Origin of the sequence: Erythrobacter fulvus (assembly GCF_028595285.1) — a bacterium.
GTDB classification, from domain to species: Bacteria; Pseudomonadota; Alphaproteobacteria; order Sphingomonadales; family Sphingomonadaceae; genus Erythrobacter; species Erythrobacter fulvus.
The window spans coordinates 65121-91580 of record NZ_JAQQXQ010000006.1 but is presented as its reverse complement, the minus strand read 5'-3'; the positions used below and the strand labels follow the sequence as shown (position 1 = coordinate 91580).

28 protein-coding genes and 1 tRNA gene are annotated in these 26460 nt (G+C 62.9%); 5 read left to right on the top strand and 24 right to left on the bottom strand.

Translation table 11 applies throughout. From position 1 onward, the window contains the following. Positions 1–1479 (bottom strand): NupC/NupG family nucleoside CNT transporter, encoded by a 1479-nt coding sequence (locus OIK40_RS09205; RefSeq protein WP_273678015.1) that lies wholly within the window; start codon positions 1477–1479, stop codon positions 1–3. 204 nt (positions 1480–1683) lie between these two features. On the opposite strand from OIK40_RS09205, the gene OIK40_RS09200 reads away from it, so the two are divergent. Together OIK40_RS09200 and OIK40_RS09195 are read left to right on the top strand one after the other, a co-directional pair. Continuing rightward, complete coding sequence (locus OIK40_RS09200) at positions 1684–2391, top strand: queuosine precursor transporter (RefSeq protein ID WP_273678014.1); 708 nt, start codon at positions 1684–1686, stop codon at positions 2389–2391. 163 nt (positions 2392–2554) lie between these two features. Further along, positions 2555–3139, top strand: a complete 585-nt coding sequence (locus tag OIK40_RS09195; RefSeq protein ID WP_273678013.1) for a J domain-containing protein — start codon at positions 2555–2557, stop codon at positions 3137–3139. Positions 3140–3217: 78 nt separating this feature from the next. Here the strand turns inward: OIK40_RS09195 and OIK40_RS09190 are convergent, their stop codons facing one another. From OIK40_RS09190 to OIK40_RS09125, 14 genes are all read right to left on the bottom strand, one after another. Beyond that, positions 3218–3946, bottom strand: a complete 729-nt coding sequence (locus OIK40_RS09190; protein ID WP_273678011.1) for a M23 family metallopeptidase — start codon at positions 3944–3946, stop codon at positions 3218–3220. Then, positions 3940–4395, bottom strand: a complete 456-nt coding sequence (locus OIK40_RS09185; protein WP_273678009.1) for an A24 family peptidase — start codon at positions 4393–4395, stop codon at positions 3940–3942. The genes OIK40_RS09190 and OIK40_RS09185 overlap by 7 nt, the downstream gene beginning before the upstream one ends. A gap of 14 nt (positions 4396–4409) precedes the next feature. Then, entirely contained in the window at positions 4410–5135 is a 726-nt protein-coding gene (locus OIK40_RS09180; protein ID WP_374211803.1) for a tetratricopeptide repeat protein, read from the bottom strand. 29 nt (positions 5136–5164) lie between these two features. Next, positions 5165–6145, bottom strand: coding sequence for a type II secretion system F family protein (locus OIK40_RS09175; protein ID WP_273678006.1), 981 nt, complete (start codon positions 6143–6145; stop codon positions 5165–5167). Continuing rightward, entirely contained in the window at positions 6145–7146 is a 1002-nt protein-coding gene (locus tag OIK40_RS09170; RefSeq protein WP_273678004.1) for a type II secretion system F family protein, read from the bottom strand. Before OIK40_RS09170 ends, OIK40_RS09175 begins: the two co-directional genes overlap by 1 nt. After that, positions 7143–8531, bottom strand: a complete 1389-nt coding sequence (locus tag OIK40_RS09165; RefSeq protein WP_273678002.1) for a TadA family conjugal transfer-associated ATPase — start codon at positions 8529–8531, stop codon at positions 7143–7145. Before OIK40_RS09165 ends, OIK40_RS09170 begins: the two co-directional genes overlap by 4 nt. Then, positions 8528–9718 carry a CpaE/TadZ family protein gene (locus OIK40_RS09160; protein WP_273678001.1) on the bottom strand — a complete coding sequence of 397 codons (1191 nt, stop codon included), beginning with the start codon at positions 9716–9718 and terminating at the stop codon, positions 8528–8530. Before OIK40_RS09160 ends, OIK40_RS09165 begins: the two co-directional genes overlap by 4 nt. A 1-nt stretch (position 9719) precedes the next feature. Next, positions 9720–10343, bottom strand: coding sequence for a TadE/TadG family type IV pilus assembly protein (locus OIK40_RS09155; RefSeq protein WP_273677999.1), 624 nt, complete (start codon positions 10341–10343; stop codon positions 9720–9722). Beyond that, the gene (locus tag OIK40_RS09150) at positions 10340–10822 is read right to left on the bottom strand and encodes a TadE/TadG family type IV pilus assembly protein (RefSeq protein WP_273677997.1); all 483 of its coding nucleotides are present in this window, start codon (positions 10820–10822) and stop codon (positions 10340–10342) included. Before OIK40_RS09150 ends, OIK40_RS09155 begins: the two co-directional genes overlap by 4 nt. Then, positions 10819–12357 (bottom strand): pilus assembly protein TadG-related protein, encoded by a 1539-nt coding sequence (locus tag OIK40_RS09145; protein WP_273677996.1) that lies wholly within the window; start codon positions 12355–12357, stop codon positions 10819–10821. Before OIK40_RS09145 ends, OIK40_RS09150 begins: the two co-directional genes overlap by 4 nt. 17 nt (positions 12358–12374) lie before the next feature. Next, positions 12375–12647 carry a hypothetical protein gene (locus OIK40_RS09140; protein WP_273677995.1) on the bottom strand — a complete coding sequence of 91 codons (273 nt, stop codon included), beginning with the start codon at positions 12645–12647 and terminating at the stop codon, positions 12375–12377. Next, positions 12637–14031 carry a type II and III secretion system protein family protein gene (locus tag OIK40_RS09135; RefSeq protein ID WP_273677994.1) on the bottom strand — a complete coding sequence of 465 codons (1395 nt, stop codon included), beginning with the start codon at positions 14029–14031 and terminating at the stop codon, positions 12637–12639. Before OIK40_RS09135 ends, OIK40_RS09140 begins: the two co-directional genes overlap by 11 nt. Beyond that, positions 14028–14945, bottom strand: coding sequence for a Flp pilus assembly protein CpaB (cpaB, locus tag OIK40_RS09130; protein ID WP_273677993.1), 918 nt, complete (start codon positions 14943–14945; stop codon positions 14028–14030). The genes OIK40_RS09135 and cpaB overlap by 4 nt, the downstream gene beginning before the upstream one ends. A gap of 88 nt (positions 14946–15033) precedes the next feature. Continuing rightward, complete coding sequence (locus tag OIK40_RS09125; RefSeq protein WP_273677992.1) at positions 15034–15258, bottom strand: Flp family type IVb pilin; 225 nt, start codon at positions 15256–15258, stop codon at positions 15034–15036. A 522-nt stretch (positions 15259–15780) separates the two neighbouring features. Between OIK40_RS09125 and OIK40_RS09120 the strand changes: the two genes are divergently transcribed. Continuing rightward, positions 15781–16491: a DUF2569 domain-containing protein gene (locus tag OIK40_RS09120; RefSeq protein WP_273677991.1), complete on the top strand. Its 711-nt coding sequence runs from the start codon at positions 15781–15783 to the stop codon at positions 16489–16491. Positions 16492–16571: 80 nt separating this feature from the next. Here OIK40_RS09120 and OIK40_RS09115 read toward each other — a convergent pair whose 3' ends face one another. The 6 genes from OIK40_RS09115 to OIK40_RS09090 all read right to left on the bottom strand — a co-directional run bounded on the left by OIK40_RS09115 (position 16572) and on the right by OIK40_RS09090 (position 21395). Further along, positions 16572–17408 (bottom strand): lipase family alpha/beta hydrolase, encoded by an 837-nt coding sequence (locus OIK40_RS09115; protein WP_273677989.1) that lies wholly within the window; start codon positions 17406–17408, stop codon positions 16572–16574. Continuing rightward, positions 17405–18895 (bottom strand): WS/DGAT/MGAT family O-acyltransferase, encoded by a 1491-nt coding sequence (locus OIK40_RS09110; protein ID WP_273677987.1) that lies wholly within the window; start codon positions 18893–18895, stop codon positions 17405–17407. Before OIK40_RS09110 ends, OIK40_RS09115 begins: the two co-directional genes overlap by 4 nt. Before the next feature lie 128 nt (positions 18896–19023). Further along, positions 19024–19099, bottom strand: a tRNA-Lys gene (locus OIK40_RS09105). A gap of 32 nt (positions 19100–19131) precedes the next feature. Further along, positions 19132–19620, bottom strand: coding sequence for a 2-amino-4-hydroxy-6-hydroxymethyldihydropteridine diphosphokinase (folK, locus tag OIK40_RS09100; protein ID WP_273677985.1), 489 nt, complete (start codon positions 19618–19620; stop codon positions 19132–19134). Continuing rightward, positions 19617–20495: an N-carbamoylputrescine amidase gene (gene aguB / locus OIK40_RS09095; protein ID WP_273677984.1), complete on the bottom strand. Its 879-nt coding sequence runs from the start codon at positions 20493–20495 to the stop codon at positions 19617–19619. The genes folK and aguB overlap by 4 nt, the downstream gene beginning before the upstream one ends. A gap of 18 nt (positions 20496–20513) precedes the next feature. After that, entirely contained in the window at positions 20514–21395 is an 882-nt protein-coding gene (locus tag OIK40_RS09090; RefSeq protein ID WP_273677982.1) for a class I SAM-dependent methyltransferase, read from the bottom strand. Between the two features lie 71 nt (positions 21396–21466). Between OIK40_RS09090 and msrA the strand changes: the two genes are divergently transcribed. Beyond that, positions 21467–22051 carry a peptide-methionine (S)-S-oxide reductase MsrA gene (gene msrA / locus OIK40_RS09085; RefSeq protein ID WP_273677980.1) on the top strand — a complete coding sequence of 195 codons (585 nt, stop codon included), beginning with the start codon at positions 21467–21469 and terminating at the stop codon, positions 22049–22051. A 9-nt stretch (positions 22052–22060) separates the two neighbouring features. Here the strand turns inward: msrA and OIK40_RS09080 are convergent, their stop codons facing one another. Continuing rightward, positions 22061–23284 (bottom strand): NRAMP family divalent metal transporter, encoded by a 1224-nt coding sequence (locus OIK40_RS09080; RefSeq protein WP_273677979.1) that lies wholly within the window; start codon positions 23282–23284, stop codon positions 22061–22063. A gap of 56 nt (positions 23285–23340) precedes the next feature. After that, positions 23341–24591, bottom strand: a complete 1251-nt coding sequence (locus OIK40_RS09075) for an RsmB/NOP family class I SAM-dependent RNA methyltransferase (RefSeq protein ID WP_273677978.1) — start codon at positions 24589–24591, stop codon at positions 23341–23343. Positions 24592–24644: 53 nt separating this feature from the next. Between OIK40_RS09075 and OIK40_RS09070 the strand changes: the two genes are divergently transcribed. Next, the gene (locus tag OIK40_RS09070; RefSeq protein ID WP_273677977.1) at positions 24645–24815 is read left to right on the top strand and encodes a DUF1674 domain-containing protein; all 171 of its coding nucleotides are present in this window, start codon (positions 24645–24647) and stop codon (positions 24813–24815) included. 200 nt (positions 24816–25015) lie between these two features. Here the strand turns inward: OIK40_RS09070 and OIK40_RS09065 are convergent, their stop codons facing one another. Continuing rightward, positions 25016–26431: a cytochrome P450 gene (locus OIK40_RS09065; RefSeq protein ID WP_273677976.1), complete on the bottom strand. Its 1416-nt coding sequence runs from the start codon at positions 26429–26431 to the stop codon at positions 25016–25018. Positions 26432–26460 lie beyond the last annotated feature (29 nt).

The following is a 26460-nucleotide window of genomic DNA, read 5'->3' as shown; positions in this document are numbered from 1 at the left end:
TCAGAGCGGCAGAAACAGGCTCGCCAGCGCCGCGCTCATCAGGTTGGCAAGGCTGCCCGCGGCCAGCGCCTTCAGACCCAGCTTGGCAATCACCGGGCGCTGGTTGGGGGCGAGCCCGCCGGTCACCGCCATCTGGATCGCGATCGACGAGAAATTGGCAAACCCGCACAGAGCAAAGGTCACGATCGCGCGGCTGCGTTCGGTCAGCTGGCCATCGGTCATTGCGCCCAGATCGATGAAGGCGACGAATTCGTTGAGCACGATCTTGGTGCCGAACAATCCGCCTGCAATCTGCGCCTGATCCCAGTCGGCAATCCCGATCAGGAACATCACCGGCGCGAACAGATAGCCAAGCAGCTTCTGGAAACTGAGCGTGGTCAGCCATTCGGCGCTTTCGGCACCCAGCGGCATACCAAGGCCGCCGGCCAGCGCGACGACGCCCGATCCGATCCCGCCGAGCATGCCGTTGGCCAGCGCCACCAGCGCGACAAACACCATCACCATGGCGCCCACCGCGACCGCCAGCTTGACCCCGGTCTGGGTGCCCTGGGCGGCAGCCTCGATGATGTTGGCAGGGCGCTGGCCTTCCTCGAAGGTTTCCGCCGCCGTCACTTCATCCGCCTTGCCGCTTTCGAGGATCGAGGCCGGCCCGGTGGAGCTGATGCGCGATTGCGGCAGTTCGATTTCCTGCCCGTTCTCGTCATACATGACGACGCGGGTGGCCTCTGCAACCGCATTGCCCTTGCCGCGCGCCCGCGCCACTGCCGCCGCGCCGATGGCATGGTCGCGGTTAAGAGCAGAAGGCGCATCGTCGGGCATGATGATCTTGGCCATCAGAATCCCGCCCGGTGCCGACATGAACGCGGCGGCGAGCAGGAACGGCACCGCCTCTTCGCCGATGAAGCTGGCATAGGCGGCAAGGATCGTCCCCGCCACGCCCGCCATGCCAACCGCCATCAGCGTGAACAGGCGTGCGGGCGGCAGCGCGGCGAGATAGGGGCGCACCACCAGCGGGCTTTCCGACTGGCCGACGAAGATATTGGCGGCCGCGCCCAGCGCCTCGACCTTGCTGATCCCGGTGATCCAGCCGATCGCCCCGCCCACCCAGCGCACCAGCCGCTGCATGATGCCGAGGTGGTAGAGGATCGAGACGATCGCCGCGAAGAACACGATCACCGGCAGCGCGGCAATGACAAAGGTGTTGGCGAAGGGATTGCCTTCCATCGGGCCGAACACCGAGGTGATGCCCACCTTGGAGAAATCGAGCAGCGCGATCACACCGCCCGAAAGCCCGCCGATCACCGCCACACCGATATCGGTGCGCAGCACGATCAGCGCGGTGAAGGCCTGCAACGCGAAGGCCGCACCGACCACGCGCAGGTTGATCCTGCGGCGGCCCGATGAAAGCGCAAAGGCGATGCCCAGAATGGCGACGATCCCTGCGAGGCTCAGCAGGATGGACGTGATACTCTCGTTCACGGCAGCGAATGGCCCCTTGTCTTGCCGGTTTGCGCCCGCGTTGAGGCGACCCGATCCCCGTTGCAGCGAAGCCGTAGCCTCGTATTTGTCTGGCGCGGGCGTGGCAGTTTGCATCGCCACTTGCAAGCAGGCGATGCGACATTGTGGTGACAGCCGCTTGGGCAACGCTTTTCTTTTGCCCCCGTGCTGGCTACGCCTCAGGCGATGAACGACACGCCGTCCGCCGCCCCTTTCGCCGCGACCACCCCGCCAGGCATCACGCTGCCGCTCGGGATGTTTGTCTATACGCTGCTTTACGGCGGTATGACGGTGCTGGCGGGTGTGCTGGCGTTCAAGCAGGTACAGCTGTGGCCGACGAGCCTTGCGGTGGAGAGCGGGATCTTTCCCTTCCTGCTGCTGGTGGTGATCTCGTCCACGCTCTCACAGCTTTACGGGCGCGAGGCGGCCAAGCGGATCGTATGGTGGGGCTTCCTGCCATTGGGCCTTTCGGCTCTGCTGATGCAGCTGGTGCTGGCGCTGCCCGCCTCGTCCGAGATGCTGGCCTTCCGCCCCGAGGATCTCGCAGCCTTCGAGCGGGTGCACCAGTCGACCTGGCGCGTTTGGATGGCAGGGCCGGCAAGCTACATCACCTCGCTGCTGCTCAACATCTGGATCTTTGACCGCCTGCGCGGCAGCGGAGAGGGCGAAAGCACCATCGGCCTGATGCTGCGCGGCGCGATTGCCTCCGCGCTGTCGCAGGCGGTGGATTCGGTGATCTTCATCACACTCGCCTTCTACGGCGAATTCGACATCACCGACCTGATGATCGGCCAGGTGCTGGCAAAGGTGGTGCTTTCGCTGGTGCTGGTGCCTTTCCTGATCACCGGCGGGGTGAAAGCCGCACGCTGGCTGGACCGGCGGCAGGACGCCTAGCCCGCCCTTCCCCGCACCGGCTGGCCGCTTCTGCCTATTGGACAGAGCTGTACGTGTTGCTGTCACCAAATAAAATTCAACTTGTGCCGTGCGCTTCCCGGAGCAATATTCGTATTCCAATTCCGGTTGAATAGCAGGGCAGTAAAGCAAGGGGGGATTCGTCGTGACGAACGGGCAGTCGTTTGTTGATTTCTACAGCCTCCTGCAGGTTCACCCCCAGTGCGATTTAAAAACGCTTGAAGCCGCCTATCGCGACCTTGCCAAGACCTATCACCCCGATCATCCGGAAACAGCCGATACGGATAAGTTCAGACGCGTTCTTGAAGCCTATCGGGCGCTCAAGAACCCGGCCGAGCGCGAGAAGTACAATGTCGACTACGCGATCCACACAGGGTTTTCGTTCGAAATCCCCGTCAACGAGACCGAAAGCGAACGGGTCGCCCTTTCCGACGACGAGGCGCATCGCAAGATACTGCTTTACCTGTACAAACGCAGGCGAGAGATCGCCAGCGATGCCGGGGTGGGCCAGTATTCGCTACAGCAGATGTTGTACTGCTCTGAAGAAAGCCTCGAATTCCATATCTGGTATCTGAGGGGCAAGGGCTTCGTCGAATTCACTCAGGACGGCACGCTTGCGATCACCGTCGCCGGCGTCGATCACGTCATCTCGATGTCGCAAACCCATGTGCGCGAGAAGTTGCAGATCGAACAATCGCGCGACTCTGGGGGCGAAACGGACGAGGATTGATAGGCCGTCGAACCGGCCTGACGCCTTACCTGCGACCGTGACCGCCGGTCACGACGAAGTTGGTGGCAACAATACGCCTCACGAACCCGGCTTCACATGGTCCAAAGGATCGATCGCGACATTCGATACCCTGACTTCGTAATGAAGATGCGGGCCGGTCGATCGGCCGGTAGATCCGACATAACCGAGCACCTGCCCGCGTTTCACGGCCTGCCCGGCGACGACCGCCAGTGCGGAAAGGTGCGCATAACGTGTCTCGACCTCGCCACCATGATCGATCCGGACTGCGAGACCGTATCCCCCCATCCATCCGGCCGCGTTTACCTGGCCGTCGCCAGTCGCGGTCACCGGACTGCCCATCGGCGCAGCAAGATCGATGCCCGCATGCGACTGGTATCGTCCCGAAAGCGGATGGACCCGGTATCCGAACTGGCTCGTCAGGCGCGTACGCGTGAGAGGCATGCCAGAGGGGATGCTCGCCACGCCGGAAAATCCTGCGCGCTTGCGCAAGGGCCGTTCGGAAAAGAAAATCGTCGTGCCAGCCGACCCGGCGCTTCGCGCTTCAAAACGACGGACCCCTAGTTCGTCCCCGACCTCGGCCAGTCGCACACGGCCGACGGGTCTGGCGATGGTAACGGGCTGATAGGGCGGAGATGTGCCTTCGGACTCCTCGGCCACGGCAGGCGCGAGGCCGGCATCGTCAGCGGCAGCATCATCCGATGCGGCAACTGCGCCATGGGCCACCAGCGCGAATACAGCGCATGCGACAGCCAGCCGGCCAACCGCGCGAGGCGCGGCGCCTACCAAAGCCCCTGCCCCAGAACCAGCAGCGCCCCCAAGCCGATCGCAACGCCGTAGGGAACGCCGACGGCATCCTTTCTGAACAGCTTTCCCCGCGACTTCACCGTCATCACGATCAGCATAGCCAATCCCACCATCGAGATGGCGACGACGAGATTGAAAAAGGCGCCGATGGGAAACCACGAAGCGACCGCGGCATAGAACTTGCCGTCGCCGCCGCCCCAGACCCCGGCGGCAAACAGCGCCAGCCCGATCCCGAGAGCCACCGCGAAGTGGCCGACATGACTAAGGAACACTTCGGGCGTACCGAGCGCGGCGGTGACCGCAAGGCCTGCCACAAGAGTGGCAAGGCTCAGCCAGTTCGAAAGCTGCCGCCTTGTAATGTCCGTCCACGCGCCGACACCAGCCAGACAGGCCATGAGCGCGAACGGAATAGTGGCGCCGAAACCTTCCACCTATTCTATCCGGCTCACTGCTTGGTCAGAGAGATGCGGATGGGATAATTCTGGCCATCGCGCTGGAAAGCCGATGACTTCCCGGCTTTATCCGAAGACTTCAGCCGGATCCTGATCGGGTATTGCGGCGATGACGAACGGCTCGCCACGCGGAGAGGAGCCGCCCTTTTGCCGACGACGACGACATTACCGGTTGCGGGAACGCCTGCCGCAGCGACCTGATCACTGTCCTTCGTCGAAATGAAAACCTCTGTCACTTTCGCCTTTTTCAGCGTCCGCGCCTTAACGGGCTTCGCAACTGCGGGCTGCAATGGTGTGTCCATTGCCGCGAGTTGCGGCTCGGCCGGTGCCGCAATGGTTTCCGGGACGACATCTGCCGGGGCAGGCTGACGCTTTGCCGCCATCATGATCTTTTCATCGGCCCGGGCCAGATTTCGCCAAAACCGCTCGTCGGCGGGGTTACGGTCGATTGCCCTGACAAAAAGATCTCGGGCAACATCGTCGCGGCCAAGCATGGAGTAAGCTACGCCCATCCCGTTCAGGGCTTCCGGTGCGGTCGCTTCATTGTAGGAGGCCTGCCTGAAGGCTTCGATCGCCTTGGTGACCTGGCCTTGGTTGAGGTATTGGCGACCGGCCGCAAGGCGCGAGACGAAATACCGGTCGAGCTGGACGTTCTGCGCCATTCTGGGCTTCGGACCGAAATCGAGCGAGGAACAGCCCCCGCTCACAAGGGCCAGCATCACGCCCGCCAGAATCCTGCTTTTCATAGTCAGCCTCCCATCAGCATTGGAGCAACTTCGCGCAAAATACGAACCCCGGCCGGCAACATCAGCACGCCGATCATCACGGGCAGCATGAACACCACCAGCGGGATCGAGATCAGTACCGGCAGGCGATGCGCCTTTTCTTCGGCACGCATTCTGCGCTTTTCGCGCATTTCCTCGGCATAGACGCGAAGCGTGTTGCCGATACTGGTACCCAGCTTGTCCGACTGGACCAGCAGTGTCGCAAAGGACCGGATTTCATCGACGCCCGCGCTTTCGGCCAAGGACCGGAAAGCTTCTTCGCGCGATGCACCCGCCCGCAACTGGAGACATGTCGCCGAAAGCAGCTCGGCAACTCTGGGATGGGCACCGACCGTTTCCCGGCCCACCCGGTCCATCGCCGCCTCGATACCCAGGCCGGCCTCGATGCAGACAAGCATGAGATCCAGACAGTCCGGAAAACCGTTGACGATCGCCTGTTTCCGCCGGTCGGCCCGCGCGCTGACGACGAGGTTGGGCAAGAATAGCCCTAACAGCCCGAACAACGAGCCGACGATATAGATCGTCAGGACTTCCGGACGTTTCCCGGCAAGATAGATGGCCGCAAGGGCCATGGCCGGAAGCGCAAACACAAGTATCAACCGGATAAGAGTAAAGATCCGGGGAGCCGAGGGACTGGTGAATCCCGCCTCCCTGAGCCTTGCCGAGAGCCGTTCATCCTTCGAGTCAGCAAGACTGAGCCCCGCCTTTTCGATCCGTTCGGCCATCCGCGCCCAGGTGTTCTCGTTGCCGAGGTTGCGAAGGCTGGCAGTCTGGCCCTGGTCAACACTTCCGACCACCAGCCGTTCGAGAGCCTGCCGGTTCTCGCGGCGGCGAACTGCAAGATTGAGACCGACGAAGGAAACGAGCGCAATGACGGCAAAGACGCCGAACAAAACGGCGCTTTTGATCACGAGACTGCTGGCTATCAGATCGATCATCGCCATCACACCTTGATGTTGATCATCAGACGGATCGTGACGAAGCCGATGGTGTACATCACCATCAGCAAGACAAACACGAGAATGAATATCGGGTCGCCAGCGACATCGAGATAGAATTCGGGATTGATCGCGAACAAGGCCACGAATGCCGCGACCGGAAGGATACTCAGGATCCAGCCGGTCATTCGTCCTTCCGAACTCAGCGCCCGCACCTTGAGAAACAGGCTGGCCCGCGCGCGCACGACATTGGCCAGATTTTCCAATATCTCGGCGAGGTTCCCGCCGGTCTCGTTCTGGACCGAAAGCGAAACCACGAACATCCGGATGTCCTCGAGATCCCAGCGTTCGGCCATGGCCGCAAGAGAATCCGAAAGTTCGGCCCCGTAGGCGACTTCGTCGGCGACCAGACCATATTCACTGCCGATCGGATCGGGCATTTCCTTGGTCAGAAGATCGATCGCCGATGCCACCGGATGGCCTGCGCGCAAGGCGCGAATGAAGACATCCAGACTGACCGGAAACTGTTCTTCCATCCGTTTGCGTCGCCGCTGGCCGGATGCACTGATCACCAGAATCGGAAGCAGAACCGCAACACAGAAAGCCAGAGTAAGTATCAGCAGCACGGTGCCCTGCGTCATCGCGAACCCGCTCATGGATGCAGCGACGCCGATCACGGCCACGAGCAGCCCGAAGGCGACGGCCATGCCGAATATGACCTGGCTGGTCTGGAACTGGATTCCGGCAGATCGCAGCGCACGCTCCAGTGCCGTCAGCCACCCGGCGATCGGCTGCGGGAAAGCGGAAAAATCGGTCCCGCTATTCTTGCGAAGCACCGACACGACTTCTTCGCGGGTGCGCCCCTCGCTGATCATGCGGAGACGCTGGTTGATCGTATTAAGCCGCGAGCGTCGTGCCCAGGCCACATTGAGCATGGCCTGGACGATGATGAACGTCGCGGCAAACAGCGCCAGCAGGATGCCGATCTTAATGATTGCGTCGGTCATGCCATTTCCGATCCGTATTCAGGGCGGAAAAGATCGGCACCGAGGTTGATGCCGGCGGTCGCGGCGTCGGCAGCGAATTTCGGCCGGATGCCGGTCGCCTCGAAACGGCCCAGCACATCGCCGTTTTCAGTCCGGCCGGTCATCTTGAAACGATAGATTTCCTGCATGGTGATGGTGTCGCTTTCCATGCCGGTAATTTCGGAAATGCTCAGGATCTTGCGGCGACCGTCCGAAAGCCGGCCGACCTGGATCACCACGTTGACTGCCGAGGCGATCTGCGCCCGTGCCGACCGGATCGGCATATCGATGCCGCTCATGCCGATCATCTGTTCGACGCGCGACAGCGCATCGCGCGGCGTATTGGCGTGGACGGTGGTCATCGACCCGTCGTGGCCGGTGTTCATCGCCTGCAGCATGTCGAACGCTTCGCCTGCACGCACTTCGCCCACGATGATGCGGTCGGGGCGCATGCGCAGGGCGTTCTTGACCAGATCGCGTTGGGTAATTTCGCCCTTGCCTTCGATATTGGCGGGGCGGGTTTCAAGCCGTGCAACATGCTCCTGTTGCAGTTGCAGTTCGGCGCTATCCTCGATCGTCACAATGCGCTCGCTGCCGTCGATAAATGACGAAAGGGCGTTGAGAAGGGTGGTCTTGCCCGAACCGGTACCCCCGCTGATCAATACATTCCGCCGCAGCATCACAATGGTGCGCAGGATCTCGGCCATGGCCGGGGTAAGGCTGCCAAGTTCCTCAAGCCGGTCCATCCCGATCCGCTTCTTCGCGAATTTACGGATCGAAAGCAGCGATCCGTCCACCGCGAGCGGCGCGACGATCGCATTGACGCGCGAGCCATCGGCCAGACGGGCATCGACAAAGGGCGAGGATTCGTCGATCCGGCGACCCACGGCACTGACGATCTTCTGGATGATCCGCGTCAGATGGCGTTCATCCTGAAACGTCGTTGCCGCCCGCTGGAGCTTGCCGAAACGTTCGACGAACACGGTTTTCGGGCCATTGACGAGAATGTCGGTGATCGTCTCGTCCTGCAGCAAGGGTTCGAGCGGCCCGAGACCGAGCAATTCATCGAGCACATTGTCGACAAGAGCTTCGCGTTCGGCGCGGTTCAGGTTTTCCTTCCGCTCCGCCAGCATCTCCCCGATGATCTCGGCGACCTCTGCGCGAATGGTCGCGCGCGGAAGCTTGTCGAGCGCGGACAGGTTGATCTTGTCAAGCAACAGGCGGTGGATCGAGATTTTGAGTTCGAGGAATTGCGCCTGCTTTTCGTCTTGAGGCGAGGCGATCTCCGGTACCGACGCAATCGCGGATGCTTCCTCTTCGACCGGTTGCTCCGCCTGCACGCTGTCCTTTTTCACCGACCATTTCATGATGCTTCCCCGGTTTCCGTCGCGATGTTCTGCGCCAGCTGACCGAAGGTTTTCGCGAAGGCACCACGGGGATCCTCCTCGCTCAGCAGCACTCCGCGCACCTGGGCTTCTTGCAGCGCGGATTTGACGAGCGGTACGGCAGCAACGATCTCGCGACCGAGCGTTGCACTGACATCATCCGTACTGATTGCCTGAAACAATCGCTTTTCGGCTCGATTGACGATCAGGCCGACATGCTGGCGTTCCAGTTCCACACTGTCGAGCAGAGCAATTGTCTTGGCTGCCCGGCTGATGCTGCGCACCGACTGGTCGACCACCAGCAGCAGACGATCGCACGCACACGCAGCCGAAAGACCGGCTTCCGACCAACCGACCGGAAAATCGAGCAGCACATGGTCGTAAAACTGGCGCAGCATGGTCAGCAGTCGCAGCAATTGTTCGGTTGCGATCGTTTCGGGTGGCGGGATATCGCGTGGAGCGGCCAGAAGATCGATCCGGGGGCGCACCTTGGTCACAGCACCGGCGACAATATCCCAATCCAGCCTGTCGCCCGCATCAAGGCAGTCGAGCACGCCCGTCGACGGTGTCTGTCCGAACAGCAGGGCCATCTCGCCAAACTGGAAATCAAGATCAACGATGCAGCAGCGCGCATCCTCGTTCTGATCGACAAGGGCCGCCGCCAGATGCGAGACAACCGTGCTGGCCCCCGCTCCGCCGGACGAGTGGATCACGGCATGCATCGGCGCCAACCCGGCGTCAGTACCGGCCTGCTCCGTGCCGAGATCGATGACTGCCGGAAGCAATTCATCGACATTGAAAGGCAAGGCCACAACATCCTTGATGCCAAGCCGCATCAGCGTGCGCACCTTGTTGAGATCGAGGTTCTCGACTGCGGCAATCATCGGCAGATCGGGAAAACGCGCGCGCGTCTGCTCGGCCCGCCGCATTGAGCCGGGCAGCGCCGGATTGACTTCGATGACCAGCACATTGGGCCGCGTCGACGGAAGTTCCGGGAGCGCTTCGTCGGCGGAGGCGGCAATGCCGGTGACCATTTCGCGGAATTCCGCAGGCAGCCTCTCTTCCAGGCCATCGAGTTCACTTTGCCTTGCAACCACGCAGACGCACATTCGCGTCGGTACGCGGCGATACAGAGTGAGGGTCTGGGACATGCTCATGCGATCATCCATTTCAGCTCGAAGTCGCTCCCTCGCCGTCTTCGAGGGTTAAGGAGTAGGAGAAATCGGGCAGAGGAACCCCGATTCCGAGTGGCGACAATGTGATCGGGACGTAGGTCGCATTCACGACCCTTACGGTCACCAGTGGGGCAATCTCGGGTTTGTTAGGATCGCCGGCATATCCCAGACCCGAACCCCGGTAGGTTACCCGCACGGTGCTGGCGGCAATCGCCGGCTGGAACGTCCGCATCCGATTGACGAGCGCGAGAAAGGCGGCATTGCTCGCCGGCGAAAGGTTGCTTGCCGGACACGGCGCCTCAGCGCACTGGCAGCCGGTGCTGTTGCATTCGATGGTGCCCAGAGCCTCGCGGCAAATACGATCGCCGGCGCGCAGGGTCGCGCCGTTGCAGGTCTGACCGACATAGGTCTGCTGCTCGAGTGCCGGCGATAGCACATTCGTTACCACAGCATAGCGCGCGCCCATCTGCGTCGCTTTTTCGTATTCGTTCAGCGTCCAGGCATAATTCCCGACATCGATGATGCCGAACAGCAGCAGCAATGCGGCGGGCAGGACGAGCGCGAATTCCGCTGCCGAAGCGCCGCGCCTGTCGCGCCAGAGTTGGTGGAGCCGGTTCATATGCCCACCACCGCGGCACTGGAGCGGGCCGATAGATTGATCGAACTGTCGATGTAGCCAAGTCCGCCAAGGATCGAAGGGTAACGGACCGCTCCCGACGAAACGGTCACCAGCGGCCCGCGCTCGCCCAGATCGGAATAGATCCCCGTGTCCACAAAACTGCCGCAGGAAACGGCGACGTTCACGTTTGCAGGCTGCCAGCCGGGAACCTTTGGCGTTCCGCCGGTAACGAGTTGCCCGGTCGCCGTAACATTGCGGATCTCGGTCAGGAGGGCTGCATCGTTCGCACACAGCCGCGTGACATCGAGCCGCGATGCGAAACGTGCACCGTCGCGCACCGATTTGACGATCTTGTGCTGGGTCCAGAAAAAGTGCCCTGCCTCCATCGCGCCGAACAGCAATGCCAGCATCATCGGCAGGGTCAGCGCGAATTCGGCGGCGGCCGTTCCGAAGGAATTCCTGATGAAGCGCGCGATCATTGGACCAGCACCGCCTTCTTGCGGCCGAAGGTCTGGAACCCGCTACCGCCGTCGGCGCGGCGGGCCGGACCGATAATCTCGGCCTTGAGTTCGCGAACGCCTCCCGAAGTCGCCATGGGGCTCAGGAGAAACATGTCGACGAACTTGAAGGTGTTGACGTCAAAGCGGCCGGTGTTGCCGGCGCAGTCCACCACGGCGACGGTTACGATGCGGCGATCCTTCTGGGTCGCGGTGGGGACCACCGGCGTGCCCTCGATCGGACGAGGCGCAGAACAGTAGACAGTCCCGCCATTGCCGTTCTGGTTCGGAACGCGGGCCAACTCTCTTGGCGCGTTACGCGACGCAACCGCGCGTTCCCAATTATATACTTCGAACCGGGTGACCCGATCGTTCCCGTCGGTATCGATTTGATCGATGAGATCATCGGTCAGCGTCGTGCCATGGATATTGTTCATGTAGGTGTTGGCCGGCCAGTTGCCGTCGCCGAAACTGCCGCAGGCGAGGAGGCCGAACGTCTGGCAGTCGTCCAGCGGGAAGCCCTGTTTCGGCAGCGTGGGGCTTTCGGGCGGAGCAATGAGGGCTCCGAGCGTGCTGTCATCGCAGATGTCAGCCGGAGTATTGGCAAGATTGCCGCGGCTGATGCTGCGAATGAAGTCGCTACGTGTCACTTCGGCAGGACGGAAATCACCGTTGGGTTCTGGATTGAGTCTGCCCGATCCGCCGGAGTAAATTCCGAACCGGGTGTTGATTGCCCTGTCCTGGGTGGTGCGGCGGCCGGGTGCGGTCTGGAGCTGGGCGGCAGTACAGCCAAGCAGATCAGAATTCAGCCCCAATGTGAGATTCTGCTGATTATTGCTGACGTTAACATAATCGATGTCGAGCAGGTCGAAGTTGCCGGGCGTGAATGACGTGCTGTCCTGAGGTCCCTCGCGCATGTCGACCGCGGAGCCGATATCGCTTGCGCGCGGCCAGCCGGGATCGCCCGTCGGCGCGCAGACCATCAGCGGCGGGACGTTGCAGGCTGCCGCTTCGAGCGTCGCCACGGCCCTTGCCCCGATAAGGCCCGAGGAGATCACGCCGCCGATCGCGGTGAGAGCATAAAAGGCCTCGCGCCCGTCCACAGTCACCCGAACATAACGTGCATTGGCATCGGTGGTGGCCACCGGTCCGGGCACGTCGGTCGTATGATTCCAGCTCTGGAAAAATTCGAAGTTCAGTCCGCCGACCGTGCGCCCGTCGCCGTCATTGGCAAGCTTGGTCTCGTTGGCCCAGGCGCTGCCTGCGGTCGCAAAATAGTTGTTGGCGGCATCCTGCGCCCTTTCCCGCGCGCCGGTCACTCCGGTCAATTGCGTGGCTGCGGCGAGAGCGGCCTGATCGGCAGCGTTCTGCAATTCGCTGTCCATGGTCGCCATACGGCTGTAATCCCAGCCCACCCCGGCAATCACGATCAGCCCGAACAAAGCCATGGCGTACAGCGGCGCGATCGCAGCCGTGCGATCCCTTGCAAAATCAGTAAGGAAGCGAGGTTCCGCCATGGATCATCCCTTCCGCCTCAGCCTCCGGGGGTGTCGCCGGTGGACGGGCGATCAGGCTGCTTGACCTCGTCCTTGCGGTAACGCTCCACCGCATCGGCGGCTTTTTCGCCGCTGGCGGTCATATCCTCGGTGTAAACCGGTTCGGGATTGACGATCATCGCGGCATAGGATTGCCGGTTGGCCTCGCCGAACCCGGCGGGATCATAGGCTCCTTCCATGTTGCCATAGGTGGCGCATCCGCTCAGCAGAACGCTTCCTGCAATCGCCAGTGCAAAGCGATCAGTATTCATAATCCGCTCCCTGCTTCGGTGCCGGTGCGCCGGGTGGCAGCGCCTTGGGCTTGTAGTCCTGACCCAGCAGCAGCGTTTCGGCGGCATCGGGATCGGCGACGCGATCGGTCGGCAACCGGACCTGATCGGGCCGGATCGGTTTGACGAGACGCGGCGTCACCACGATCAGCAATTCCGTCTCGCCCTTCTGGAACCGGGTCGAGCGGAACAGCGATCCGATGATCGGGATCGAACCGAGGATGGGCAGTTGCTGCACGTTGGTCTGGAACTCGGTGCGCAACAGCCCGGCGAGAACGAAGCTTTCCCCGTCGCGCAATTCGAGCGTGGTCGAGGCGCGCCGCGTCTGCAGGCCGGGCACGGTCAGGCCATTGACGGTGACCGATGCCGAAGGATCGAGCGAGCTGACTTCAGGCTCGACGATCAGATTGATGACATTATTGCCGAGAACCGTGGGGGTGAAGCCGAGGCTGACACCGAACGACTTGAACTGCACGGTGATTGCCTGGGCACCAGCGCCGCCGCCCTGGCCTGCCTGTGCGACGGGAATAGGGAATTCGCCGCCGGCCAGAAACGACGCTTTTTCGCCCGAAAGCGCCACGAGAGTGGGTTCCGCCAGGGTCTTGGACAGGCCTTGTTCCTCGAGCGCGTTGAGAAATGCCTCGATATCGACATCGCCCAACTGGAACAGCGCACTGAACACGCCGAAATTATCGAGGATCGGATCGATTTGCAGCCGGTTGCCGAGAATCGGATCGGGTACGGCCGCGGCGCCATTCCCGGTCACACCGCGGAAATCGCCATCGAGCGAACCGGCAAAACCGCTGACGCCCAGCCGTTCGCCGACATTGCGGGTGACTTCGGCAAAGCGGACTTCCAGCATCACCTGTTGCGGGCTCCCGACGGCGAGCATGTTGATCACATTGTCGCCCGCAAACGCGCTGGCGAGCTGCGCTGCACGACTGGCCATGCCGGCGTCCTTGACCATTCCGGTCAGCATCAGCTTCCCGTTGGTCAGACGCGCGTCGATCGGCTGGCCGGGGAACATCTCGTCCAGCTGCGTACGCAGGGAATCGACGTCCGGGCCCACCGAAATGTCCATCACCGCAATCACGCGGTTGGTCTTGTCGTACAAGGTCAGGCTGGTGGTCCCGACCGATTTGCCGAGGATGTAGATCGACCGGTCGGATACGGGCAGGACATCGGCGATCGCCTCGTTGCCGATCATGGCCCGATCGATCACGCGGTCGGCGGTGACGATCTGGCTCTTGTTGATTGCCACTTCGAGGTCGCCGGCGTGAATGTCGGCACCCGATGCCTGGGCACTGGCCGGTGCTGCCACCAGCGCGGCCGTGGCCATCAGGGCTGCTGCGAGAATGTTCTTCATGATCCCTGTTTCCCTCCGAGACGGCCGACCGGATAGGCCTCGCCCTCCACCCCGCGGTAAATCGTCATGCTCGGCCCGCTCGGCAGGGACGGAACGGGCCCGGCCGCTTGTACGCCGCCGGACGGAGCCATGACCGGAGCCATGGCCGACGAGCGGGATGGCTGGCGCTGGCGAATATAAAGGCGCGAATTCCCGACATCCCGATTAGTAAGGGTGCGCCCCTGCACCGCTTCCTGGGATTCGACGTTGCGCAGCGCCAGGCTGAGCGTGCCCAGCTTCACTGCGATAGCGAGTTTCTGGGCTTGGGTCGGATCGACTTCCAGCACGGCCGTGTTGCCGACCTGCGGTTCCGTCGCACCTTCGTTGGCGATCTGGTCGATCGCCAGAACCTTGACGCGTTCGAGGATCACCTCGGACATCAGGTCTTCGGCTTGGGCACCTTCGCCGGGAATCTTGCGTGTCAGCAGAACATCGACGGTATCGGCCGGACGGACAAAACCGGAAACGCCAGTGATGGCGCTAACGGGAATCGAAACGGCACGCATGCCTTCGGGCAGGTTGGCCGAAAGCACGGCGCGGCCACCCGCGCCGCTGACCTTGTCGGCGAGGATCGCTTCGCCCGGAACGATCGGGCGCAACGCCACGCGGTTCTCGGCGAGCGCATCGCGCACCGTCAGGAAAGCGCCCTGCGGCACGGCGCTTGCGAAATAGGTCTGGAGCCGGACGTTTTCCGGCGTGAGCGCATCACCGAAACCGAGCGGCTGCGTCGCGACGACAATGCGTGTGACCTTCTCGTCCGACGCACGTTGTTCGGCTTGTTGCTCTACACTTGTGAGGTAGGAGTTGACGATCACCACCGCCACGGCAGCGATAATCAGTGCCCCGATCACGATCAGGATGTTACGGTTCTGCACTTTAGCCCTCCCCCGAGCATTTCATGCTCACCCGGCCTAGGGAAAAACGCCCCCCGCGGCACAGGGCCACAGGAGGCGTTTCACCTGATCAGTCGATCGCCGGAGCGTTCGGATGCGCGGTGCAGTTGGTCGTGGTTGCACCCGTGCAGTTGTTCACATCGGTCGCGGCATCTGCGATCGCGTCGCCAACAACGTCACCCAGAGCCAGCGCAGCGCCACCGATGGCGACGCCGACAACGGCCAGGATCAGAGCATATTCGGCAGCCGAAGCGCCGGCTTCGTCCTTGAGGAAGGTCTTGATGAGGTTCTTCATGTTACAGTCCTTACGTATCACTTGGCCAAAACTGGCCGATGCAAAACACGCCAGACCGGACTCGCCGGCGGGACGCCGTCGAAGGGCCTTTCCATACAGGATACGCGACCATTTTTATTTTGAAGCAGGAACGCTTTATTCGCGATCCCGTCTGTTCAGTGCCCCCCGAACCTGCAAATTTTCCGAGTTTTACAGGTTAGCGTCAACGGGTTTTTAAGGAGTAAAATAAATCTTCGAACTTTCAGCATCTTGGTCGATGAAAAGGTTAATTTTGGACATAAACCGGTCAATTAACGGAACGGAAGCTGTTTCATATTAGTGCATGTTTCCGCCGTTCGACGCGAATTGCCCAAGTCCGGTTCCGGGGGTGATTCGCGAGTCGAAAGCTGGTAACGTCATCGTTGGAGGTCGCGTTTGGATATTACGAGTGCGATAAGCCGTTCTTTGGGCACCCGTTTCGCGGGCTGGCGCAACTCGCTCCACGAACGCAGTTTGGCAGTTCCGTCATTTTTCGCGAGGAAAATGGTCTGGCTGGGGGCCGGCTGGATTGCACTGGCCGGATGCGCCGCGGCGATCCGCATGTCCGTCGCGGCCACGCCGGTTCACCATCCCCTCGATGCCTTGCCCATGCTGCTTGCCTATAGCGCGATCATCGCCGCGCCGATCTCTGGCTATTTGCTCGCGCGTTCGGCATTCGGCGACGAACGCGCGCGCCAGCCGCTCGATTTCCATCTCGCCTTCATTGGAAAATGGGAGCGCGTGAGCCGCGACGACGCGCGTGCGCACCCGCTATTTGGCCCGGTCGGCTTTCTCGCATCGCTGCTTGTCGGGCTGATCCTCAACGTTCTGGTCCGCAGCGGCGAATTCTTCGTCGCGGTTCCGGCGATCAGCATGCATGCCCCCGACTGGGCTTTGGCCCTGTTCGTGATGATGTCGGCGGATGTCATCATCATGAACTTCTTCTACATGGTCGCATTCGTGATGGCGCTCCGCAGCATCCCCTTGTTCCCGCGGATGCTGCTGTTCGCATGGCTGACCGACATCGTCATGCAGCTGGCTATTGCCAGCCAGCTGGGCAAGCTTGCCTCGATGCCCGCAGAGGTAGCCGCGCCGTTGGCTGCCCTTCTTGAAGGCAATCTCACAAAGGTGTGGATCAGCATCGCGGTATGGCTGCCCTATTTGCTGCTGTCGGATAGGGTCAACATCACCTACCGGTCACGCCTTCCCGCCTGACAGGCCGGCAAGGCGTGTTCGCGCAAGGTTAAGGCGGTCGTGGAACAACACCCCTCAGGCTTGCCAGCGCCCAAGGCCTCTTAGTCGAGGCTGGTCTTCGGAAACATCCACTTCGCGGCCAGGGGCGGCTCGAACGGGGCCCAGGTGCCCTCGGGCTGCGCCAGCCGGTCGGCAATCGCGATCATCACGCTCGGGTTCACCCCCAGCCCGCAATGGCTGGCATGAACCTCGATATTCTCGCTCGGCGTGGGGGCCGGTTTCTGCACCGAACCGCGCCAGTGCACGATTCCGTCGGTCTTGGTCAGGATCGACGTGGTCGGAACCGGCGGCGGCTCGTCAAGGCCGCGAAAGCGTCCGCCGCGCATCGGCTCCGGCTCCTTGCCGTTCAACAGCTCGAACAGGCGCGAGGCATTGGTGTGATTGCGATCATCGGAAATGGGGCTGCCAAGGCTGATCACCATCCGCACCCGATCCGGATGCAGCTTGGCAAGCTCGCGCGCCAGCACCCCGCCGAGGCTCCAGCCGACCAGCGAGACCTTGCGCCCGCTTTCATCATTGAGGCGTTCAAGCTGGGCCTCCAGCCGCGCGATCAGGGCATTGTCGACCCGGACGTTGCGCCCGCTGTCCCAGCCATGCGCGTCATAGCCGAGCCGCCCCAGCAGGTGCCGCATGGGCGCGGTCGAAGTGTTGCTGGCCATGAAGCCCGGCAGCACCTTGACCGCGTGCCCATCGCCCCGGGGCAGGTAGGACAACAGCGGACGGGACATGTAGAACGCCCCCAGTTCGAACAGGGCACGCCCTTCCGCGAGTGTCCAGATCCGGCTTGGCGGGCGCGGCGCGGGTTCAAGCTGTGTTGCAACCGATACTGATGCGGCCATGCCGATATCCTTTTTCGTTTCGCTCTTCCGGCCGCTCATGCACGGCCGGCCTTGGCCGCGGCGCGTTTGCGGCGGGCGGAAGGCTTTGCATCGGGGGTGGCGGCGCCCTGCTGAGCAGCGGCAAGCAGCGCGGCGAAACTATCCTCGATACATTCTGCATAGAAATCCGGATCGGGCAGCAAGACCCGGTCCGCGGTGAAGGCAATGGTCGCCTCCTCGACATAGCTTTGCACGACATGGCCGAGCCCGAGCCCGTCCGTCAGGCACAAAAGGCCCATCATGCTTTCCAGCCGCGCTCCGGTGAAATGGATCGGGACCGGGGGGCCGGGCACATTGGTGACCACGGTGGTGAACGGCGGGGCAACGCCGCGATTGGCAAGCCCGAGCCGGGTGTAAAGCTGCGCCCCGAGCGCCATGAACAGGGCGGGCGAGACCTTGCTCATCTCGGTCATGTTGCGCGCGCCGACGGCGTCGGACATCGCCTTGCTGTTGGCGGTCTGCGAATGGACGAAGGCCAGCCGCTCGGCCGGATCCTCGATGTGGGTGCCAAGCGGGGCGATCATGGCGGCCACCTGATTGCCCATGTCGCCCTTCTCCCGGCTCGACCGGACAGAGATCGGGGCCATCGCCGTCAGGGTCTTTTTCGGCAGATCGTCTTTCGCCAGCAGATACCGGCGCATCGCCCCGCCGATGATGGCGAGAAACACGTCATTCACCTTCGCGCCTTCGGACAGTGCGCGGATCGCCTTGATATCGGCCAGTTTGAAGCTGCGCCCTTCGACCACGCGATGCGGGGAGATTTTGCGGTTGAAGCGCGATTTCGGCGCGATGAGATCGGCGCTGACCGTAAAATCCTTGACCACCAGGCCCTTGATCGCCTTGGCCAGCCCGGGCGCCGCCTTGGCCGCCACTTCCAGCTGCTTCAGCGGATTGGTGACCGCGTTGAAATAGCTTTTGCCCAGCAGTTCGATGGGGTTGGGAATGCGTTCGGGTTTCCAGTTATCGGGCGTGGCCGGCGGCGGATCGTTGGGCCGCAGCGTATGCAGGGCCTCCATCAGATCAATGCCGCTCATTCCGTCGATCGCGGCATGGTGGACCTTGGTCACCATCGCGAAGCTGCCTTTGGCAAAGCCGGGGATGTTGTCGAGCCCCTCCACCACAGTGAATTCCCACGGCGGCCGGGCAAGGTCGAGCGGCCGGGCGAAGATCCGCGCCGCCTGGATGCACAATTGCCGCCAGTCGCCCGGTTTGGGCAAAGCGACATGGCGGACATGATATTCAAGATCGAAATCAGGATCCTCGACCCAATAGGGATAGTCGAGATCGAAGGGCACCCGCACCAGCCGCTGGCGCATCGTGCGGCTGAGCTGCGCCCGCTCGCCGATAAATTGCAGAATGTCCTTGAAACGCACGAAGCCGCCGGGCGCGGTCTGCGGGTTGTAGACCAGGATCGAGCCGATATGCATCGGCGAATTGCGCGTTTCCAGCGCGACGAAGGACGCATCCATTCCCTGCAATTGACGCAAGGCTATCTCCCTCCTGCTGCTCCTTGATCGGAGCTTATCGAAAGGAGGCTAACAGACGGCAGACCCCAGTCAACTTGCCGCCGCCGTCAAGCGTCGGGGAAGCGCAAACAACGGATCGCTGGAAAAAATGGTGAGCCCGACAGGATTCGAACCTGTGACCCGCTGATTAAAAGTCAGCTGCTCTACCTACTGAGCTACGGGCCCACGTGCACCGCGCGACGCGGAGGTGCGGGCGCTCACCTAGGCAGGGGGCGGCGGCGGGTCAAGCGGGCATGGAGTTGGGCGATCGTTAAACCGCTCACCGGATCGCGCCAGCTGCGCGCAATCGCGCTGGCCGGGCCGAGCACGAAGGCGCGGCGACGGAATTCGGGATGGGGGATGGCAAGACCGGGCGAAGACCAGCGCCCGCCGCTCCACAGGATGATGTCGAGATCCAGCACGCGGTCGCCCCAGCGCCGTCCGCGCCGCCGCCCGAATTCACGCTCGGTGCGCTTCAGCGCCGCCAGCAGCGCGGGCGGGGCGAGCTCGCTTTCCAGCACCAGCGCGGCATTGGCGAAACGTCGCTGTGCCGCCCCCATCGGGCTGCTGGCGATCACCGGCGACCGTGCCAGCACCGTGCCGAAGGCGGCCAGTTCCTCCTGCGCGGCACGGACAACGCCCTGCGGCGCGCCATAGAGCGCGTGCCGCCGGTTGGAACCGAGCGCGATCAGATAAAGGCTGCTCAAATGTCTTCTGCAATCCGGCCGTAAAGCTGCGGGCGACGGTCGCGGAAGAAGCCCATGCCGGCACGGTGCGTCGCCGCGCGGGCGAGGTCGAGCCGGGCGACCAGCACACCGGTTTCGCCAGCGCCGTATTCCGCAACGAAATCCCCCCATTCGTCCGAAATGAAGGAGTGGCCGTAGAAATTCTGCGCCGCGCCTTCCGGGCCTTCGCTGCCGATACGGTTTGCGGCGATAACGGGCATGCAATTCGACACCGCATGTCCCACCATCGCGCGGCGCCACATCCGGCTGGTATCGAGATCGGCGTCATAGGGTTCGGAACCAATCGCGGTGGGATACATCAGCAGTTCCGCGCCCTTGAGCGCCATCACCCGCGCGCATTCGGGATACCACTGGTCCCAGCAGATGCCGACGCCGATCTTGACCAGCGCACCGCCCTCTCCGGCCACGTCCCACACCTTGAAACCATCATTGCCGGGCCGGAAATAGTACTTTTCCTCGTAGCCCGGCCCGTCGGGAATGTGGCTCTTGCGATAGGTGCCCATGATCTGCCCGTCGGGCCCGATCATTGCCAGCGTGTTGTAATAGTGGTGCCCGTCACGCTCGAAGAAGCTGGTGGGGATCGTCACCTTCAGCTTCGCGGCCAGCGCCTGCATCGCGATCACGCTGGGGTGCTGCCCGGTCGGGCGGGCGAGCGCAAACAGCGCCTCGTCCTCTTCGCGGCAGAAATAGGGGCCGGAAAACAGTTCCGGCGGCAGGATCAGCTGCGCGCCCTTGGCGGCAGCTTCCTCAACCAGCGCCGACACGGCGGCGATGTTGGCGGCTTCGTCCTCCGATCCGAGGGCAAGCTGAAGGGCGGCGACGGTGATTGCAGTCATGCCGCCGCCCTTAACCCATCACATGGCTTTCTTGAACAACAGAGTCATGCGGTCGCTTTCGCCCTTGTCCTTCAGATCGTCGCGCTTGGTGGCGAGCGTCGGGGGCATTTCCCACACGCCCTGCGGATGATCGGCGGTGTCTTCGGGGTTGGCGTTGATGTCGCTGCGGCTGACCAGTTCAAAGCCGTTGATGCGCATGAAGTCGATCATGTCGGCTTCGCGCAGATAGCCCTTGGAGCCATTAGCATAGGACCACGGCGCACTCGCCTTGGCGCGGTGCTGGATGATACCGATCAACCCGTCGTCCTTGAGCAGTTCGCGCATCGCCCGGATTTCGGTATCGGCGATGCCGGAACGCATCGGGCTGTGCAGCGCACGGATCACCAGAATCCGGTCGAAGGTGCCCTTCTGGTCATCGGGAATGGCATCCAGCGTCATTCCGGAAAATCGTTCCGCCGGAAGGCCGGTATAGCCTGCGACTTCCGCACCGAAGCCCGCAGCCTGATCACGCATGCGCTGCTGGCGCGCGGGATCGCTGGTGGCGGTCAACGGGTTGGCATAGAGGCCGACCAGTTTCCCCTCGCCGCCCAGATAATGGCCGAGCAGGCGCGAATACCAGCCGCCGCCGGGCGCATATTCACCCACCTTCATCTTCGGCCCGACATGGAAAAAGGCGAGCACTTCGGCAGGGTGGCGGTGCACATCGCGCACCTTGTCTTCGGCGCGGGTCGGATGGTTGATCGCGGCCGACACCTGTTCGCCGTGCATCTTCATGAAATGGGCGGTGTCGCGGATATGCGCCTCGTCGACGCCTTTCATGGCGTGGCCTTCATGCTGGGCCATCAGCGGGGTGGACAGGGCAAGGCCGCTCGCAGCGGCAGCAAGGATCAGCTTTTTCACGGGTAACTCTCTCCCTCGGGATAACGAACAAACGTTGGTACGCATGACTGGCAAAATCGGTTTCGCTGTCTATGTCTGGCAGAAACCAACGGAGATTTCGAGTGAGCAATACGGAAACGGCGATCGTCGCGGGCGGATGCTTCTGGTGCACCGAAGCGGTGTTCCGCGATGTGGTGGGCGTGAGCCAGGTGGAAAGCGGCTATATCGGCGGCACCAAACCCAACCCGACCTACAAGGAAGTCTGCACCGGCACCACCGGCCATGCCGAAGCAATCCGCGTCACTTTCGATCCGCACGCGATCAGCCTTGCCGAGATTTACGACGTGTTCCTTGGCACGCATGATCCGACGCAGCTGAACCGTCAGGGCAATGACATCGGCACGCAGTATCGCAGCGCGATCTTCCCGCTGTCGGATGATCAGGGCGAGGAAGCCAAGGCCGCGATCGGGCGCTGGAATGCCGATAACGGCAAGATGGCCGTCACCACGATCGAAGGCCTGTCGGGCGGCGTGCAAACCGCCGAATGGTATCCGGCGGAAGACTACCACCAGGAATACTGGGACGGCGAAGGCCAGCGGAACCCCTATTGCCTCGCGGTGATCCCGCCCAAACTCTTCAAGCTGCGCAAGAGCTTCCAGAAATACGTGAAGGAATAAGGCGCCGGGTCAGAGCAGGAAATAGGCCACCGCGAGGGTTGTCATGACGATGATCGCCGCGATGCTGAGCGCACGCATAGCCGGGCTTGGGCGGCTGTCATCCGGCATGGCGCAGCGCGTCACGACAAGGTGATTTAGCGCCGCGATGACCGGTGCTGCAACAAAGGCCGCGCTGGTCGCGAGGTCTAACAACGCGGTAAAGGTGCTGGTGAACAGGTAAAGCACCGCCGCCGTCGCGACGATCATCGCCGGAATCGTGATCCGGTAGGCCCGCTGGAACACCGCCTCACTGTCCTGCCGGGTGATCTCCTGCCAGGTCGATGCCGCATTGCGTCCGCCGATATCGAGGGCCGCCAGAACGGTCGTCGCCATCACCGAGAGCGCGGCAATCGCGGCCAGCGTCGCCGCGCCCTGACCCAGCGTTTCGCTATAGAGCGAGATGATCTGCTGCGCGAAACCGGGCGCGCTCGTTTCCGGAGCAATCTGGCGCGCGTGCATCACGCCTGCGCCGATGATGCAGAAGCACAGAGCCAGAAACCCGGTCAGCAGATAGCCGGAAAGAAAGGTCAGCCGGGCATCGCGCAAGGATACCTTGCCCCCTCCCTCTCCGCGCTCGGCCTCGGCGGTCCACATCGAGAGCGTCACCGACACATCGAGCGGGTTGGGCATGAACCCTGCCAGTGCAACAATGAACAGGATCGCGCCAGGATCGCTGGCCCAGCCCACCTCTCCCAGCGTCCCCCACTCGACCTGCGGGAGAACCAGGACGGTCACGATCAGCGTCGATACGACAAGGAAGGCCACCAGCACCCGGTTGACAACATCGAGCCAATCATATCCGCCCGACAAAAGCAGGGCTGTCGACAGCACCAGGATAATAAGTCCAAGGGCGGGAACCGGCACGGTCAGACCGAAGACCGCGACCACAATTCCCGCGGTTGCAGAAGCGAGCGCGGCGTAGATGATCGGGAACACCACCAGCGAGATGCTCGCGAAAAGCAGCGGCGCCCAACGGCCAAGCTCGCTATATCCGGCCAGTAACGACCGGCGCGTGGCATGTCCGTAATCCACGCCGAAGCGGAACGCGGGATATTTCAGCGTGCAGATCAGCACGATAACGATCAGCAGACCAAGCCCGTAAAGCGCGCCCGCACGGGTCGCCTGGACAAGGTGCGAAGTGCCGATCGCCGCCCCAGAGAACAGCAAGGCCGGACCGATAACGCGCCACATCATGAAAACTCCCCCACATCGGGGGGGATTGCATGCCTGCCCGGCGCTGCAAAGCGTTTTCAGGCCTTGCGCCAGCGCGCGATGAAAAACCCGTCGAGCCCGCCTTGCTCTGCCAGCATGCCCGGATGGGTGCGCAGCCAGCCCTCGGCAGTCGGCGCGAGGCCTGCGGGCAGTTCCTCCGCCGTGATCGGCTTGGGCGAAAGGCCGCAATTGGCGTCGATCCACGCAGCCTGTTCCTCGCCTTCCTCTGCCTCCAGCGAGCAGACGGCATAGACCAGCACGCCTTGCGGGTTGAGCCATTCCGCCGCCCGCGACACCAGTGCGCGTTGCAATTCGACCATCTCCGCCACCTGCCCCTTGCCGATGCGGTGCAGCACATCGGGGTGGCGGCGGCAGGTGCCCGTCGCGGTGCAGGGCGCGTCGATCAGGATCGCGTCGAAGCGGTGCCTGGGCTCCCATTGCAAGGCATCGGCGCGCACCGGCGAGGCTTTGAGGCCAGTGCGCTTGAGGTTGTCTTTCAGCAGATCGAGCCGCCGCTTGCTCATATCGAGCGCGGTGACTTTCCAGCCGCTTGCGGAGAGCTGCATCGTCTTGCCGCCGGGTGCCGCGCACAGATCGAGCGCGTGCCTGCCCTCGCCCGGCCCGAGCAGCCGGGCCGGCAGCGAAGCGGCGAGATCCTGCACCCACCAGTCGCCTGCCTTGAAGTCGGCAAGGCTCTCCACCGCCGTCCCGCGCGGCAGGCGGATATGGCCGGGGGCAAGGCTGATGCCGCCCATCCGAACGGCGCGGGCTTCGGTTTCGGCTGCGTCCTTCAGGGCCAGATCAAGTTCGGGCGGGAAGGCAAGGCCCGGGGCAATCGCGGCGGCTTTGTCCGCGCCCCAGCGTTCGGCGACACGCTCCGGCAAGGTGGGCACTTCGGGCAGCGCCGCCTGTTGCTTTACCAACGCAGAGAATACCCCGTGTGCCAGCCGTCGCGGGCCTCCGGCAAGCAACGGCAGGCCGGTGGCGATCACCGCGTGCGGCGGCGTCTCCAGCCGTAGCGCCTGGGCCAGCATCAGCCGCAGCACCATGCGCGCCTTGGCATCATCGGGCAGGTTTTGCTGTGTGGCGCTGTCGATCAACCGGTCGAGATCGGTCAGCCAGCGCAGGGTCTCGCCCGCGATCGCCTTGACCAGCGCGCGGTCGGGGGCCTTGCGAATGTCGGCCAGCGCGGCCCCTTCAGCCATCTCAAGGGTCTCACCCCGCCGGAACACGGCATCAGCTAAGCGAAGCGCGGCGCGGCGCACAGGCAATCCGGGGGTCTGGGGCATCGGCAGCTCATACCAGTATTGAAACCAAGTGCCAGCACGCGCATTTGGCTAACATGACCAAGCAGAAGTCCGAAGCCGCGAAGAATTTCAAGAAGCCCGCCCACTGGACCAACGATCCCGTGCCGCAGCCGAAGAAAACCGATCCGCTGAAGGACGAGCCCCGCGACCTTTCCCCCACCCGCTATGGCGACTGGGAGAAGGACGGGATCGCGTGGGATTTCTGACTTTCGCGCAGGTTTGGCCCGATTAGCCCCGATTTTCGCGCGATTTCGCCTGAATTGGGCTGATTCTCACCGGCCTGCGCGATGTTCCACGTGAAACATATCGGCGGCGCAGCCGCCGCAAGGCCGAACGGCCGCCCGCAGCGGAGCAGCCGTCAGGCCGCGTGAGCGAGGATTTCGCAGCGCGGAGGCGCTGCGGAAAATCAAAGACTCGTGAAAACCACCTTCAGCCCGTCCTTGGGCTGCGGGATCGGCCAGTCCTGCCATTCGGGATTATAACCCGCCGCTGCCTCGATCCGGTAGCGCTGGAGCAGCTGGGCCAGCAGGATCTTCACCTGCATATAGGCAAAGTGCAGGCCGAGGCACATGTGCGCCCCGCCGCCGAACGGCACCCAGGCATATTTGTGCCGCGCCTTCACCTTGTCCGGCGTAAAGCGCATCGGATCGAAGGTGAAGGGGTTGTCCCAATATTCCTCGGAATGGTGGGTCCAGTAGATGTTGATCCCCACCATCGCGCCCGCCGGAATGCGGTAGCCGCCATATTCGAATTCGCGCAGCGCCCGGCGCGGCATCGAAGGCACCGGCGGCACCATCCGCAGCGATTCCTTGAACGCCATTTCGGTAAGGTCGAGTTTCGCCAGATCATCGTAATCGAGCGGGCGGGGATTACCGTCGCCGTCCGGCCCGCCGGTGACCGCGAAAATCTCCTCACGCAGCTTTTCCTGCCATTCGGGATTGGTTGCGAGATAGTAGATCAGCGAGGTCGCCGAGGAGGTGATGGTGTCGTGCGCCGCCATCATCAGGAAGTTCATGTGATCGACCACCTCGTCGACCGGCAGCAGGCTCCCGTCCTCGCGGGTGGCGGTGGCGAACTGGCTGAACATGTCCTGCCCCCCGCCTTCGGCGCGGCGGCGCAGGGTTTCCCTGGTGAAATAGTCGACGAGGAAAGCACGCCCGTCGACGCCCTTTTTCATCTTGGTGAAGGGCAGCGGCTTGCGGATCGGCGCGACCGAAGCCTGCACCATGTCAACGAAGGCCTCGTTGATCTTGTCGGCTTCCGGCCCCCACGGCAGGCCGATGAAGCTGTCCGCCGCCAGATCGAGGGTCAGCTTCTTGATCGCCGGATAAAACTGCTTCGGCCCGGCCCAGCCGGCAACCTCGCGCGCGATGCCGCGATTGAGCGCGCCCGAATAGTGGCGCATCGGTTCGGGTTTGAAGGCGATCGAAAGTGCACGGCGGTCGATCCGGTGATGATCGAAATCCATCAGCATCAGCCCGCGCGGGAACAGCTGGTCGAGCACCGGGCCCCAGCCCTGTTCGGAACTGAAGATCTTGTCCTTGTTGAACAGCAGCAGCTCGTTCGCCTCGGCCCCGATCAGCGAGACCTGCCAGCCGCCGAAGGCGCGGTTCTTGTAGACCTTGCCGTGGGTCTTGATCATCCGATCGGCAAAGGCGTGCGGATCGGCGAGCATGGTGAAGGTGTTGCCGACCACCGGCCAGCCCGAATCGCCCGGGATATGCGCCAGATCGGCTTCGGTCAGGCGCTGCTCGCTCCAGTGGCGGGGCGCGTCGGCGGGCGCGGTATCAGCGGACGGCGAGGCTTCGGCAAGGGTGGCCATGTCTGTCTCGATGCTCCGTATCAGGTTCG

Bases quoted from the DNA above. Each gene is read 5' to 3' on its own strand.
- OIK40_RS09135 (WP_273677994.1), bottom strand. From the start codon at position 14,031: ATGAAGAACATTCTCGCAGCAGCCCTGATGGCCACGGCCGCGCTGGTG.
- OIK40_RS09075 (WP_273677978.1), bottom strand. From the start codon at position 24,591: ATGCCCCAGACCCCCGGATTGCCTGTGCGCCGCGCCGCGCTTCGCTTA.
- OIK40_RS09145 (WP_273677996.1), bottom strand. From the start codon at position 12,357: ATGGCGGAACCTCGCTTCCTTACTGATTTTGCAAGGGATCGCACGGCT.
- OIK40_RS09180 (WP_374211803.1), bottom strand. From the start codon at position 5,135: ATGCTGGCCCTTGTGAGCGGGGGCTGTTCCTCGCTCGATTTCGGTCCG.
- aguB (WP_273677984.1), bottom strand. From the start codon at position 20,495: ATGACTGCAATCACCGTCGCCGCCCTTCAGCTTGCCCTCGGATCGGAG.
- OIK40_RS09170 (WP_273678004.1), bottom strand. From the start codon at position 7,146: ATGACCGACGCAATCATTAAGATCGGCATCCTGCTGGCGCTGTTTGCC.
- OIK40_RS09160 (WP_273678001.1), bottom strand. From the start codon at position 9,718: ATGGATGATCGCATGAGCATGTCCCAGACCCTCACTCTGTATCGCCGC.
- OIK40_RS09125 (WP_273677992.1), bottom strand. From the start codon at position 15,258: ATGAAGAACCTCATCAAGACCTTCCTCAAGGACGAAGCCGGCGCTTCG.
- OIK40_RS09120 (WP_273677991.1), top strand. From the start codon at position 15,781: ATGGTCTGGCTGGGGGCCGGCTGGATTGCACTGGCCGGATGCGCCGCG.
- OIK40_RS09115 (WP_273677989.1), bottom strand. From the start codon at position 17,408: ATGAGCGGCCGGAAGAGCGAAACGAAAAAGGATATCGGCATGGCCGCA.
- OIK40_RS09150 (WP_273677997.1), bottom strand. From the start codon at position 10,822: ATGATCGCGCGCTTCATCAGGAATTCCTTCGGAACGGCCGCCGCCGAA.
- OIK40_RS09165 (WP_273678002.1), bottom strand. From the start codon at position 8,531: ATGAAATGGTCGGTGAAAAAGGACAGCGTGCAGGCGGAGCAACCGGTC.
- OIK40_RS09175 (WP_273678006.1), bottom strand. From the start codon at position 6,145: ATGGCGATGATCGATCTGATAGCCAGCAGTCTCGTGATCAAAAGCGCC.
- OIK40_RS09065 (WP_273677976.1), bottom strand. From the start codon at position 26,431: ATGGCCACCCTTGCCGAAGCCTCGCCGTCCGCTGATACCGCGCCCGCC.
- OIK40_RS09070 (WP_273677977.1), top strand. From the start codon at position 24,645: ATGACCAAGCAGAAGTCCGAAGCCGCGAAGAATTTCAAGAAGCCCGCC.
- OIK40_RS09155 (WP_273677999.1), bottom strand. From the start codon at position 10,343: ATGAACCGGCTCCACCAACTCTGGCGCGACAGGCGCGGCGCTTCGGCA.
- OIK40_RS09200 (WP_273678014.1), top strand. From the start codon at position 1,684: ATGAACGACACGCCGTCCGCCGCCCCTTTCGCCGCGACCACCCCGCCA.
- msrA (WP_273677980.1), top strand. From the start codon at position 21,467: ATGTCTGGCAGAAACCAACGGAGATTTCGAGTGAGCAATACGGAAACG.
- OIK40_RS09080 (WP_273677979.1), bottom strand. From the start codon at position 23,284: ATGATGTGGCGCGTTATCGGTCCGGCCTTGCTGTTCTCTGGGGCGGCG.
- OIK40_RS09140 (WP_273677995.1), bottom strand. From the start codon at position 12,647: ATGAATACTGATCGCTTTGCACTGGCGATTGCAGGAAGCGTTCTGCTG.